The 12,804-nt window shown below is 27.4% G+C and carries 14 protein-coding genes and 1 CRISPR repeat array (1 of these 15 only partly in view); of the genes, 7 read left to right on the top strand and 7 right to left on the bottom strand.

Annotation, left to right across the window (positions count from 1 at the left end; all coding sequences use genetic code 11):
• A CRISPR array of direct repeats spans nt 1-2,367; the repeat unit is 30 nt; unit sequence CTTGAACCAAAACATATAATGTATTGAAAT (it extends 131 nt beyond the left edge of the window).
• A gap of 175 nt (nt 2,368-2,542) precedes the next feature.
• Entirely contained in the window at nt 2,543-3,292 is a 750-nt protein-coding gene (locus CP960_RS12150; protein ID WP_101185754.1) for a ferredoxin-thioredoxin reductase catalytic domain-containing protein, read from the top strand.
• Nucleotides 3,293-3,297: 5 nt separating this feature from the next.
• On the opposite strand, the gene CP960_RS12145 is transcribed toward CP960_RS12150, so the two are convergent.
• The 4 genes from CP960_RS12145 to panB are packed head-to-tail and all read right to left on the bottom strand — an operon-like array spanning nt 3,298 to nt 7,055.
• Nucleotides 3,298-4,140, bottom strand: a complete 843-nt coding sequence (locus CP960_RS12145) for a response regulator (protein ID WP_101185753.1) — start codon at nt 4,138-4,140, stop codon at nt 3,298-3,300.
• A 27-nt stretch (nt 4,141-4,167) separates the two neighbouring features.
• A complete protein-coding gene (locus tag CP960_RS12140) occupies nt 4,168-5,202 on the bottom strand; it encodes an AI-2E family transporter (RefSeq protein ID WP_101185752.1) in 1,035 nt (344 codons plus the stop codon).
• Nucleotides 5,199-6,227, bottom strand: coding sequence for a Holliday junction branch migration DNA helicase RuvB (gene ruvB, locus CP960_RS12135; protein WP_101185751.1), 1,029 nt, complete (start codon nt 6,225-6,227; stop codon nt 5,199-5,201). Before ruvB ends, CP960_RS12140 begins: the two co-directional genes overlap by 4 nt.
• 18 nt (nt 6,228-6,245) lie before the next feature.
• The gene (gene panB, locus CP960_RS12130; protein WP_101185750.1) at nt 6,246-7,055 is read right to left on the bottom strand and encodes a 3-methyl-2-oxobutanoate hydroxymethyltransferase; all 810 of its coding nucleotides are present in this window, start codon (nt 7,053-7,055) and stop codon (nt 6,246-6,248) included.
• Nucleotides 7,056-7,160: 105 nt separating this feature from the next.
• On the opposite strand from panB, the gene trpA reads away from it, so the two are divergent.
• The 4 genes from trpA to CP960_RS12110 are packed head-to-tail and all read left to right on the top strand — an operon-like array spanning nt 7,161 to nt 9,185.
• On the top strand, nt 7,161-7,901 hold the full coding sequence (gene trpA / locus CP960_RS12125) for a tryptophan synthase subunit alpha (protein ID WP_101185749.1): 741 nt from the start codon (nt 7,161-7,163) through the stop codon (nt 7,899-7,901).
• Between the two features lie 2 nt (nt 7,902-7,903).
• Nucleotides 7,904-8,641 (top strand): arginyltransferase, encoded by a 738-nt coding sequence (locus CP960_RS12120; protein ID WP_101185748.1) that lies wholly within the window; start codon nt 7,904-7,906, stop codon nt 8,639-8,641.
• The gene (locus CP960_RS12115) at nt 8,631-8,846 is read left to right on the top strand and encodes a hypothetical protein (RefSeq protein WP_101185747.1); all 216 of its coding nucleotides are present in this window, start codon (nt 8,631-8,633) and stop codon (nt 8,844-8,846) included. Before CP960_RS12120 ends, CP960_RS12115 begins: the two co-directional genes overlap by 11 nt.
• A 3-nt stretch (nt 8,847-8,849) precedes the next feature.
• Entirely contained in the window at nt 8,850-9,185 is a 336-nt protein-coding gene (locus tag CP960_RS12110) for a hypothetical protein (RefSeq protein WP_101185746.1), read from the top strand.
• Here CP960_RS12110 and CP960_RS12105 read toward each other — a convergent pair whose 3' ends face one another.
• On the bottom strand, nt 9,186-9,602 hold the full coding sequence (locus tag CP960_RS12105; protein WP_101185745.1) for a hypothetical protein: 417 nt from the start codon (nt 9,600-9,602) through the stop codon (nt 9,186-9,188).
• 138 nt (nt 9,603-9,740) lie between these two features.
• Here CP960_RS12105 and CP960_RS14065 point away from each other — a divergent pair, with 138 nt between their 5' ends.
• Together CP960_RS14065 and CP960_RS12100 are read left to right on the top strand one after the other, a co-directional pair.
• Entirely contained in the window at nt 9,741-9,872 is a 132-nt protein-coding gene (locus CP960_RS14065; RefSeq protein WP_265734453.1) for a hypothetical protein, read from the top strand.
• The gene (locus tag CP960_RS12100) at nt 9,872-10,318 is read left to right on the top strand and encodes a Fur family transcriptional regulator (RefSeq protein ID WP_101185744.1); all 447 of its coding nucleotides are present in this window, start codon (nt 9,872-9,874) and stop codon (nt 10,316-10,318) included. Before CP960_RS14065 ends, CP960_RS12100 begins: the two co-directional genes overlap by 1 nt.
• Before the next feature lie 24 nt (nt 10,319-10,342).
• On the opposite strand, the gene feoB is transcribed toward CP960_RS12100, so the two are convergent.
• Both feoB and CP960_RS12090 read right to left on the bottom strand, forming a co-directional pair.
• The gene (feoB, locus tag CP960_RS12095; protein WP_101185743.1) at nt 10,343-12,454 is read right to left on the bottom strand and encodes a ferrous iron transport protein B; all 2,112 of its coding nucleotides are present in this window, start codon (nt 12,452-12,454) and stop codon (nt 10,343-10,345) included.
• A complete protein-coding gene (locus CP960_RS12090; RefSeq protein ID WP_101185742.1) occupies nt 12,441-12,671 on the bottom strand; it encodes a FeoA family protein in 231 nt (76 codons plus the stop codon). Before CP960_RS12090 ends, feoB begins: the two co-directional genes overlap by 14 nt.
• Between the last annotated feature and the right edge of the window lie 133 nt (nt 12,672-12,804).

The following is a 12,804-nucleotide window of genomic DNA, read 5'->3' as shown; positions in this document are numbered from 1 at the left end:
TTGAACCAAAACATATAATGTATTGAAATAACTTTTAAATATTTCATCTTCTGAAATTCTTCTTTCTTGAACCAAAACATATAATGTATTGAAATCCTGACTAGGTGTATCTCAAAATTTGAGAACTTTCTTGAACCAAAACATATAATGTATTGAAATGCAGTAATAGCTAGATCAGATCCTAAAGCAGAACTACTTGAACCAAAACATATAATGTATTGAAATTTATCTATTGATGGGATAGGGTAATTTTTAAAAATCTTGAACCAAAACATATAATGTATTGAAATTATCTATTACAGAATTCACTTAAATTTAATTCTACTTGAACCAAAACATATAATGTATTGAAATGTTTAATATTTCTTGTATAAAATCTGTTAATACAAAATCTTGAACCAAAACATATAATGTATTGAAATTTATCTCCAGTGATTTTAATAATTGCTGCTTTTTGACTTGAACCAAAACATATAATGTATTGAAATTCTTTAATTAAAGAGTAGGGTGATGGTGAGTTTGCTTGAACCAAAACATATAATGTATTGAAATTTGCATTTAAAGACGCTTTACAAACAGACGCTTTCTTGAACCAAAACATATAATGTATTGAAATTCAGTTGATATTGTAACTGTTTCCATTTTTTGCTCTTGAACCAAAACATATAATGTATTGAAATTCAATAGTCAATAACTTTTTAAACAATAAATCGTCCTTGAACCAAAACATATAATGTATTGAAATGTATAACCATTTGCACCATTTGCACATAGAACTTTCTTGAACCAAAACATATAATGTATTGAAATTTTAAATAGAGAGCCTTTAATTTTTCTTTAAAATCTACTTGAACCAAAACATATAATGTATTGAAATCTTGCAAAAGAGATTGAAGAACTTGCACCAGTAGTCTTGAACCAAAACATATAATGTATTGAAATCTTGTTATTTCATATTCTATCATTAATTATCCTAACTTGAACCAAAACATATAATGTATTGAAATATGGTTTCAGCACATGACGAAAAGTATAAACAAAACTTGAACCAAAACATATAATGTATTGAAATTCTTTTTTAGGTATTCCTAAATATGTATGTTCGTACTTGAACCAAAACATATAATGTATTGAAATATTATAGAAAGTGCATCTAAAGATGTAGATAAAAACTTGAACCAAAACATATAATGTATTGAAATACTAACTGATTAACTCCTCTTTGTGTTTGAGGGATTTCTTGAACCAAAACATATAATGTATTGAAATAGAGAAGTTATCTTTGAATTAAGACCACTAATATCTTGAACCAAAACATATAATGTATTGAAATAATTGAGCTTAACCATAGGCTCAAATTGAGCCTACTTGAACCAAAACATATAATGTATTGAAATCTTATGATAACAACTGCGAAGCCAATCATCGCACCTTGAACCAAAACATATAATGTATTGAAATCCCTTATATTTTCCAAACTCAACTTCACTATTACCCTTGAACCAAAACATATAATGTATTGAAATTAATATTCCTTTATAAATTATTTGCTTTTTTTGAAGCTTGAACCAAAACATATAATGTATTGAAATGTATGAAGAAAATATTAGAAGATTAGTATTTACGCTTGAACCAAAACATATAATGTATTGAAATTTTAACATAGCAGCTGGTACACCAAAAATAGTTGCTTGAACCAAAACATATAATGTATTGAAATACGAATGGAGTACACATTTGCGATTAAGCATATACTTGAACCAAAACATATAATGTATTGAAATAAAGCAAAGTAGTTACATTTATATCTTAAATCATTCCTTGAACCAAAACATATAATGTATTGAAATGATGTTGAAGCAAAACATTATAATGATGTTTTAAGCTTGAACCAAAACATATAATGTATTGAAATTAGGGTCTAAATTATATTCATCAATAAACTTTTGCTTGAACCAAAACATATAATGTATTGAAATACTTGTTTGAGGGTTGGAAGTGTTTATTTAGAATCTTGAACCAAAACATATAATGTATTGAAATGTTGTTTATGGTGCTAAAAGGATAGCTGATTTTATTCTTGAACCAAACATATAATGTATTGAAATTCAATAAATTCTACATCAATTTGATAATCACTTGCTTGAACCAAAACATATAATGTATTGAAATTTCAGATGAAATGAAAAATCACTACAAATCAAAAGCTTGAACCAAAACATATAATGTATTGAAATAAGCTTTTTTGCATTACTGCACACCTCAAACACAATCTTGAACCAAAACATATAATGTATTGAAATTTGGATAGAATCAGCAAGAACTGTATTTGTTTTCTTTAAACCAAAACATATAATGTATAAAATGAATCTAATAAAATTAGGATTCTTAAATATAAGATTTATAAGAATTGATTTCAATCCTTTTTTATTACTGATTAGATTTTAAAAGTAAGTTAATAAAAACTTATAATACCTTTACTTAAATAGATTAAAAAAACTTTTACTTATAATACGCAAAAATTATGTATTCAAGGTAAGTAATGATTAAAAAAATTGATATGAATTCAAACGAGTTTGAAACAGAATTTGAACTAACAAAACAGTTTACTGATAAAGTTTTAGATAGATTTGGTTTCGTATATAATCCAGAAAATGATGTAAATGAATCAGTTCAGCAAGGACTAACAAGAAATAAACTAATTTATGGAAAAAGATTTTGTCCATGTTTTATGGTAAAAGGTCAAACAAAAGAGGAACAAAAAAAAGCAGACAATAGATTATGTCCTTGTAAACCTGCATTAGAAGTTGAAATTCCAAGAGATGGAAAGTGTCACTGTGGTATTTTTTGTACTCCTGAATTTGCTCAAAGTGAAGCTATCAAATCTGAAGTTAGTGAAGTTACTCATACACATTCAAGAGGTCTTACAAAGAAAGAGTGTGAACTTTTACTGCAAAAAGAACAAATAGATGCAGATGAGTTAGAATCACTACTTGAAGCAAGAGAATTAGGCTTTATAAAATTTAATTTAGTTGATACAAGAGAGTGGATGGAGTGGGTAGCTCAAAGAATTAAAGGGTGTGATTATTTAGTTCCTACAACCTCTTTTTATCAAGCTATTGAACAATTAGACAAACAAAAAGATATTCCAGTAGTTGTTTACTGTTTAAGTGGTAGTAGAAGTGCATATTGTCAAAAAGTAATGTACGATTTAGGTTTTAAATCTGTAACAAACTTTGATTATGGAATTATGACTTATAATGGAGAGATTATAAGTGGAGAAGATGAGTAGTTGACTCATCTTTCCAATGATTGATAGATTATGTATCCACTTGCATATTCATCTTTGTTTTCATAAAGTGGGTACAAGATATTATGAAATTCTAGCTCTTCATTATCAGCAGTTATAAATTTCTCATTAAATCCTACGGCTTCTTTTCTTTTTAAAGACTCTAACATCTTTTTTTGTATATTTGCTGCATTTCCTGAAATAGCATTAATTGGCTTATTTTTTAAATCCATAATTGAGTATTTATAAATATTAGTAAATTGATTTGAAACCTCTTCAATTATTCCAAACTTATCCAATCTTATAGACGAGATAAAGTGTTCAGCTAAAAACTTATAAAAAGAGACTTCTCTTTCTAATAAATCACAAGAGTCTTTTAACTCATCATAATCTTTTTTTGTACTAAGCATCTCATTTGCTAATGCTTTTGTTGTCTTATATAAATTTCTACTCTCTTTGTATTTTTTTACACTTTCTAAAATAGTTGTTGTAAGCTCTTTTATTTTTAAAGGTTTTGTTACATAACTATCAATATTTAAAGATATTGCTTTTATTAAAAACTCTTCATCAGTGTAAGCTGTCGTAAAAATTACTGGAATATATTTAGATACTTTATGTACTTCTTCTGCAAGTTCAAGTCCTGACATTTTAGGCATATTCAAATCAGTAACAATTACATCTAATTCGTCTTTATGGTTATAAAATAGATTTACTCCTTGTTTTCCATCTTTCCCTACATATACTTTTTTAAAGATTTTTTCAAAAACAGAAAGAGTTTGTGCTCTTATTACATTATCATCTTCAACATAAAGTACAGTTATCTGTTTTAGTTCTCTTAAATCTATTTGCATAAATACACCACTTTTTTATTTTCTAAATTATATCATATCATTACTATACTTTTTTAACAATTGAACAATTGATATAAAAAAAGTTACCATAGCTGGACCTATAATCATACCCCAAAAACCAAATGTTGACAAGCCTGCGACAATTGAAAAGAAAATCAGTAGTTCATTTATTTTTGTTGGGGTTTTTACTACTTTTTGATTAATATACCTAATAATTATGGGCTTAATAAAAGTGTCAGCAATAATTGAAATTACAATGATTGAGTAAGCAACTATTACAATTGCATCATAAAAATCACCTAAATACAGTTCATAAAGTGCTATTGGAAGCCACATAATTAAGCCACCTACAACAGGAACTAATGAAGCAAATCCATATAAAACTCCAAGTAAGAAACCATTGTAGTCATATGCTGAGATAAAAAAGCCAAATAAAAGACCTTCAAAAATAGCTGTTACTAAAATTGAATATAAAACAATACTCATAACATTTGAAGATTCATAAAATAAAGTATTAGAATCCTCTTTTTTTAAAGGAAGTATATCTTTTATATAGTGAGATAGATTTGTTCCATAAAGAGTAAAGAAAAAATAAAAAATAAGTATCATAAACATATCTATCATAAAAGAAGCAGAGTTCTTACCTAAATATGCACCAATTGATAATATATTTTTAATACTTTCTGCAATATTGATTTTTTCAAGAATTAATGTTAATTGTTGTTTAAAAAACTCAAACTCTTGGGGAATATTCATCACCCAATTCTCAATTTTCCCATAATTTTGCATTATTGCTTGTTGGTCAAGCTGATTTAAATAATTAGCAAAAGAGAATATACAATACATAACAGGTACAAAAAATATAACAGCAAGCATAATAGTCATAATAAATGCTGAAATAGTTCTACTTTTTACTCTAATTGTTACAAAAGAGTCAAGTGAATTTGTAGCTACTGTAAGAAGAAGTGCTACAAAAATGGCCTTTAAAAATGGACTAAAAAGTTCAAACAAGAAAAAAAGTATTGCAATTGCTATGGCAACTAAAAAATGCTGTGGTTTCAAAACAGCGAACCTTCAGTGATTTTTTCTTCACTTTGAGGATAGTTTAATCTAAACATTTCGTATGTTTTTACACTTGCAACTCTTCCTCTTGCTGTTCTTTCAATAAAACCATTTGCTAAAAGATAAGGTTCAATGGCATCTTCAATTGTTCCTTCATCTTCACTTAATGCAGCTGCAATAGTAGATAATCCCATTGGTTTACCTTTATTTGAAACTAAAAGTTCAAGTAAGTTTATATCCATTTCATCAAATCCACTATCATTTACACCTAATTCATCAAGTGCGTATTTACATCTTTGTTTGATTATTGTATCTTCGTTTTCAACTTCAGCAAAATCTCTTACTCTTCTTAATAATCTTAAAGCAACTCTTGGAGTACCTCTACTTCTTCTAGAAATCTCTAATGCAGCATCATCTTCACAAGTCTTATTAAGTTTTAATGAAGCTTTTTGAATAATTTTTGCTAACTCTTCATGATCATAAAACTGCATTCTAAAGTGCATACCAAATCTTTCTCTTAAAGGGTTACTTAGCATACCAGCTCTTGTAGTTGCTCCAATTAGTGTAAATCTAGGTAAATCAATTTTTACAGTTTGTGCTGCTGGGCCTGAACCAATAATAATATCAAGTCTATAATCTTCCATGGCAGGATATAATATCTCTTCAACTGCTGGACTTAATCTATGAATTTCATCAATAAATAAAATATCTCCTTCTTCAAGGTTAGTTAAAATTGCAGCTAAGTCACCGCTTTTTTCTATCATAGGCCCAGCAGTAATTTTTATATTTGAGTTCATTTCACTTGAGATAAGATAAGAAAGTGTAGTTTTACCAAGACCTGGAGGTCCATAAAACAAAATATGGTCAAGGGCTTCTTCTCTTTTTTTACTAGCTTCAATAAAAACTTTTAGATTCTTTTTAATTTTTTCTTGACCTATATAATCATCCCATGAAGAGGGTCTTAAATTTACTTCACTTTTGTCCTCTTCAAAAGATATTTGTTCAACTTCTACTAATCTCTCCACTATGCTCTCCCTTAAATCTTAATACTCTTCATCTTTTGATGGAAATTGTTTTGTTTGTACATCATTTCTATATTGTAAAACTGCATTTTTTACTAATGTAGCTCCATCTAAATATCTTCTAACAAATTTTGGTTTAAATTCATCAAAAAACCCTAACATATCTGACCAAACTAATACTTGTCCATCAGTTACATTTCCAGCACCAATACCAATAACAGGAACATTTACAGCTTCAGTGATTTTTTTTGCAACACTACTTAAGACTCCTTCTACTACAATAGCAAAGGCTCCAGCTTTTTCAATAGCTAAAGCATCTTTTATTAACTGTTCTTCATCCTCTTTAGTTTTTCCTCTTACTTTATATCCACCTTCACTTCTAACATATTGAGGCATAAGTCCAATATGTCCCATTACTGCAATTGAGTTTGATGTTAAATGTTTTACAATATCAGCTCTATCTTCTCCACCTTCAACTTTTACAGCTGCTACATTTGTTTCTTGATAGATTTTAACTGCGTTTTTAAGTGCTATATCTTTATTTATGTATGTTCCAAAAGGCATATCTAAAATAACAAAAGCTTTAGAAGCACCTGTACAAACTGCATTTGCATGATAAATCATTTGTTCAAGCGTTGCACTTAAAGTATCAGGTTTTCCTGCAAAGCTCATATTTAAGCTATCCCCAACTAAAATCATATCTGCAAGTTCTTGAAAAAGGTTGGCAAAAAGTGCATCATATGCTGTAATCATTGTAAGTTTTTTATTGTTTTTAGCTTTTAAAATTTTTGTAATTGATATTTTTTCAAAATCATTTTTAATTATACTCATAATAATAGTTCCTTAAAATCAAATTCTATTTTTTATATATTAATCTATAACCTTGTTATAATATGTTACTATTATATCCAAATTTATTAAATATAGGATTTTGTTTTGAAAAAACTTGTAGGTTATATTACAGCTAGTTATCCACAGAATAATTTTACAATCGATTTAGCATTAAGTATGAAAGATGCAGGAGTGGATACATTAGAGTTAGGAATACCATTTTCAGACCCAGTAGCAGATGGACCAGTTATTGAAAAAGCAAATCTTTTAGCCTTAAATAATGGTTTTAAACTAAAAGATTTATTTGAAGTTTCATCAAAAATTGCTCCTAAGATGGATACTTTATGGATGGGATATTTAAACCCTTTTCATAACTATGGAATGGAAAACTTTTTTCAAAAAGCCAAAGAGCTTGGCATTACAGGGCAGATTATTCCTGATTTACCTTTTGAAGAGGCGCAGAAATATGTTGCTTTAGCAGAAAAATATGAACAATCTATTATTACATTTGTTGCGCCTACACATAGTAAAGAAAGAGTAGCAAGAGTTGTAAAAGATGCTAAAAAATTTATTTACATGGTAGCTTATGCTGGAATTACAGGAAGTGGAAGAAGTGAAGATTTAACACAAGTAATTAAAACTATTAAAGAAAACAGTAATACGCCTTTATATATTGGTTTTGGTGTTGATGAAAAAAGTTGTAAAGAAAAAGCTATGGGAGTTGATGGAGTAATTGTAGGAAGTGCTTTTGTAAAACATATAATTGATGATTCGTTGTCATATAATGAAAAAATTGATAGAATATGTAAAATTTCAAGAGAGATAAAAGAGAAAATCAACGAGTAAATATGCAAATATTAAATGAAGACTTAGAGTTTGTAGAAGAGAATAGGGAGTGCTCTTATTTTAGTAATGAAATCTCAGATATGAGATATAGGTATATAAATCATTGTTCCATTGAAGATTATCAAAATATGCTAGAGCATGGGTGGAGAAGATTTGGAAAGATGCATTTTGTACCTGAATGCTCAAACTGTACAAAATGTATAAGTATGAGAATTGATGCAAAAAATTATAAATTCTCAAAATCTGAAAAAAGAGTAATAAATAAAAATAAAGATACAAAATTATATATACAAGCTCCAAGTATTAGTATTGACCATTTAAAACTTTATGATAAATATCACAAGTTTATGCATAGAAAAAAGCAATGGCCATATCAGCCTATAAGTCCAGAAGATTATGCAAGGTCATATGTTGAAGGGAAGGATAAATTTACAAAAGAGTTTTTGTACTTTAAAGATGAAAAGTTAGTAGCTGTTGCCTTAGTTGATATTTTACCTAAATCTATTTCAGCTATTTATTGTTTTTATGACCATGAATATTCAGAGTTGTCTTTAGGTAAGTTTTCAATTTTAGCACAAATTAAAATAGCAAAAGAGCTTGAAATACCATATATATATTTAGGATATTGGATTAAAGAACATTACTCTATGGGATATAAAGTAAACTATAAACCATTTGAAATATTAAAAAATAGAGCTTCTTTAGATGAAGAAGCAATTTGGGAAAAATATGAGTTATAATATAGTATCATTAATTGCAATTGTTATTACAGCAGTAATTTCACTTTTAGCAAGTCATTATATAAGTTTAATATTTTTTGAAAAGACTCATTCACTATTTAAGATAGTTCAGTTGATTGTAGCCGTTGTGTCAATGACAACATTTTACGCACCAATTAAATACTTTTTGATTAAGTATATGGATGTGGAAGAAGAGAAGGAATAGATTATGAAGAAGTTTTTAATAGTATTATTAGTATCACTTTTCTCATTTGCTGTTGCTAGTGAACAAGAAGAGATTGAGCATGTGGATTGTGTTATATTAAAAGATGAAAATTCAATTATTTGTAAATACATACAAGAAAGAGTTGAATTTGATAAAAATGTAACTTTTATATGGATAGACCCTGACCAAGAGATATCAAGAAGTAGGGATATGGTAATACCAGCTGGTCATGGTTCAATATATGATTTTAGATATATTGATGGACGAAAAAAAGGCATTTGGACTTTTAAAGTTAAAGACCAAGATAAAACTTATAAAACTGAATTTGAATTAAAGTAATTAAACTTTTTTCAAGTTCTTATTTAGGCACATAACTAAATCTATTCCTTTTTTATCTACTACTGATAGCATATCTTTACTACTATCATGGGAAGATTTGTCTAGATTTATTAAGTGTTCTAAATAGTTTTCAATTCTATTAATTAAAACTCTATCTTCTAAAAGTAGAATTGTTTTTGCACTATACTCTTTTATATTTCTAATATTTTCATCTTTTAAATTTTTTAAATCAATTGATAATATCTCTTGAGATAGTTTTGCATATGCTTCAAGCTTAGATTGTCTAATCCATCTTTTTTGATCAATTTTATTATTTACTTTTGAAAGAATAAATGTATCAACTACCTTAGTTGCTATTGCTCCAAATGCTGCATTTCTAGCTACTTGTCCTACTAAGGCTAAACTAATATTAAACATTTTAACTCCTTATAATAAAGAAATATTATATTAAGTAAACTTAACAAGAGATTAAAACGATAATTATTATCATTAATATTTGATTAAGTATTTATTATGTACTATTATAGTATTGATACTAATTATTAAGGTTGGTTTATGAAAAGAAAATGTCAGCAAGAGGGTTTTTTGTACAAACAAAATTTAAAAATACATAAGAATCTTTGGAAGCCATATACAGTTGCTTTGATAATTAGTATAGGAATAATAGTTATAAAAGGAATAAGCTAGTGCAAAAGTATGAAGAGAGCTTTGAGTCTTTTTTAGAAAACTTTAAAAATACAGTATCGAAGTTAGGCTTTAAAAACTCAATACAAAAAGATTATATATTAAAAATCTTATATTTCAATGATGAACATTTAAGTGCTGAACAGATTGCAAATATTGCAAAAACAGAGTATAAAGTTGATATGGGAATAGCTACTGTTTATAGAACTGTAAAGTTTTTTGAAGAGCTAAATATTATAAACTCATTGGATATTGGTGATGGGGCAAAAAGATATGAGTTAAATCTATCTTTACATCATGACCATATGATTTGTACCTCATGTAATAAGATTATCGAATTTAATGATGATGTTATTGAGAAACAACAACTTAAAGTAGCAAAAGATAATAGTTTTATTTTAAGTGATCATATTATGACAATTTATGGAGTTTGCGAAGATTGTCAATAAAAGCATAAGAATAATCTTATGCTTTTATACAAGTAAAGATACTACATTATAAGTGATAAATGAAAGTATCCATGCTGTTGCTGTTGTAAATACAAATAGATATACTAAATATTTCCATCCACCTGCTTCTCTTGTAAATACCATTGTTGCTGCTAAACAAGGAAGATAAATCATTACAAATACTATAAATGCAATACCAGAAGCAAAAGGAATATTTGCTTTTATTTTTTCAACCAAACCTTTTGAATTTTCATCATTTTCTTCTCCAAGTCCATATAAAATACCTAAAGTTGAAACAACAATCTCTTTTGCTGCAAGACCAGTTTCAAGTGCCACTGACATTCTCCAATCAAAACCTAAAGGAGCAAATAATGGCTCAGAAAACTTTCCAACATATCCTAAATAAGAGTTCTCAAGATTATATAAAGCAAGTTCATTCTCTAAAGCTAATTTTTCTTCATCCGTACTTGCAAGCTCTATTTTTTGTTCATAACTTTTTTCAACATCTAAATGTTTTGGATAGTTACTTGCAACCCAAATTAGTAAAGATGCAGCTAAAATAAATGTACCAGCTTTTTTAAGATACATCATTGCTTGATTTGAAACTGTATGCCAAATTAGTTTAAATGATGGAAGTCTATATTTTGGCATTTCCATAACAAAAGGTTCATCTTCACTTTTAAATACTACTATTTTTAAAACTTTTGCGGCAATTAGTCCAAGTATTGCGCCACCAATATATATTAAAAATAGTACATTACCTGCATTATTTTCGCTAAAAAAAGCACCTGTAAAAAGAACATAAATTGGAAGTCTAGCTCCACAAGACATAAATCCTATAATAAAAAGTGTAAGTAATCTATCTTTTTCATTTTTAAGAGTTCTTGCAGCCATATATGCAGGAACTGAACATCCAAATCCCGTTACTAAAGGAATAAATGACTTTCCATGTAGTCCAAACTTATGAAAGAAACCATCAAGTAAAAATGCAACTCTGCTCATATATCCAGTTGTCTCTAATAATGCAATACCGAAAAATAAAATTACAATGTTTGGTATAAATAGTACAACTGCACCTACTCCTGCAATAGCACCATCAGCTATAATAGAAGATATTTGATTGTCACCTAAAACTGCTTTAGTATTATCTATTAAGTTTGCAAAAAATGCATCAATTATATCCATTGGAATATTTCCAACTTCAAATGTCAATTGAAATAAACCCCACATTAAAAATAGAAAAATAGGTAAACCAAAAACTTTATGTATTAATATTGAGTCAATTTTTTCAGTTAATGTTTTATCAACTTTTGTATTTGTTTTAACAGTTTCTGTTACAGCACCTTTAGAGAAAGCAAACTTTTCATCATTGAAAATATCTTCAATATTTTTTGTACTATAATGTATATAAAGATGTTCAAATGCATTATTTAGTATTGGTTGAAGTTTTGTCCAAATTGGTTCATCATGGAAAAACTTGTAAGTAGCTTTATCCTCTTTTAAAAGTTTTATTGCAACTTCTCTATAACTATTATTTGTTCTATATCCACTATCTTTAAAAAAATTAACAATATTTGCTATCTCTTCTTCAATTACATCTGAGAAGATTAGCTTTGTAGGTAGTTTTTCATTTTCATATTTTTTTACTATCTCTTCTACTAAAGTATCTAAACCTTGTTTTGTTGTTGCACTAGTTTTGATACATGGTTTTCCCAAAATTTTACTTAATTGAACTTCATTTATGTAAATGTCTTCTTTTACTGCTTCATCTGTCATATTTAGTGCAATTATCATTTTTTTATCTAAAGCAAGTAATTCTGAAGTTAAATAAAGATTTCTTTCAAGATTTGTTGAGTCTGTTACATTTAAGATAATATCATATTCATTATTATTTAAAAAATCTTTTGTAACTTTCTCTTCAAGTGTGTATTCATTTAAAGAGTACGAACCTGGCAAATCTACTATTTCAATCTTATAATCTTTATATTTTAATATTACTTGCTCTTTTGCAACTGTAACTCCTGAGAAGTTACCTACTTTTAATCTTGCATTAGAGATTGAGTTGATAAGCATACTTTTACCAACATTTGGCTGTCCAACTAATGCAACTTTTATTACTTTTTTATTGTTGTTCATGTTCAACCTCTATTTTTGATGCTTCAACTAATCTTACTGCAACTTTTGTATTATTTATTTTTACTTCTATTGTGCTTTTAGTCATAGTTACTTCTTCAATAGTAATTTTAGAACCTTTAATAATTCCAAAAGAATAAAATCTATTTTTTAAATTTTTATCGCAATCTATGCTTTTGATTGTTGCCACATCACCTTTACTTAAGTCACTTAATTTCATAAAAAATCCTCATATTTAATGTGTTCGTAAAATTATAATCAACTTAAAATTTAATATTACTTAATAATGATAATAATTTTCAAACAAAGCATTAAAAAATTATTTATATATTGATAATCGTTATCATAAAACT

Source organism: Malaciobacter halophilus, from assembly GCF_002837275.1.
Lineage (GTDB): Bacteria > Campylobacterota > Campylobacteria > Campylobacterales > Arcobacteraceae > Malaciobacter > Malaciobacter halophilus.
This window is presented reverse-complemented; position numbering and strand designations above follow the sequence as displayed.

Coding starts and splice junctions, on each gene's coding strand:
- CP960_RS12105 (WP_101185745.1), bottom strand. CDS start 9,602: ATGTTTAATATTAGTTTAGCCTTAGTAGGACAAGTAGCTAGAAATGCA.
- CP960_RS12145 (WP_101185753.1), bottom strand. CDS start 4,140: ATGCAAATAGATTTAAGAGAACTAAAACAGATAACTGTACTTTATGTT.
- feoB (WP_101185743.1), bottom strand. CDS start 12,454: ATGAACAACAATAAAAAAGTAATAAAAGTTGCATTAGTTGGACAGCCA.
- CP960_RS12150 (WP_101185754.1), top strand. CDS start 2,543: ATGATTAAAAAAATTGATATGAATTCAAACGAGTTTGAAACAGAATTT.
- CP960_RS12120 (WP_101185748.1), top strand. CDS start 7,904: ATGCAAATATTAAATGAAGACTTAGAGTTTGTAGAAGAGAATAGGGAG.
- panB (WP_101185750.1), bottom strand. CDS start 7,055: ATGAGTATAATTAAAAATGATTTTGAAAAAATATCAATTACAAAAATT.
- CP960_RS14065 (WP_265734453.1), top strand. CDS start 9,741: ATGAAAAGAAAATGTCAGCAAGAGGGTTTTTTGTACAAACAAAATTTA.
- CP960_RS12110 (WP_101185746.1), top strand. CDS start 8,850: ATGAAGAAGTTTTTAATAGTATTATTAGTATCACTTTTCTCATTTGCT.
- CP960_RS12090 (WP_101185742.1), bottom strand. CDS start 12,671: ATGAAATTAAGTGACTTAAGTAAAGGTGATGTGGCAACAATCAAAAGC.
- CP960_RS12115 (WP_101185747.1), top strand. CDS start 8,631: ATGAGTTATAATATAGTATCATTAATTGCAATTGTTATTACAGCAGTA.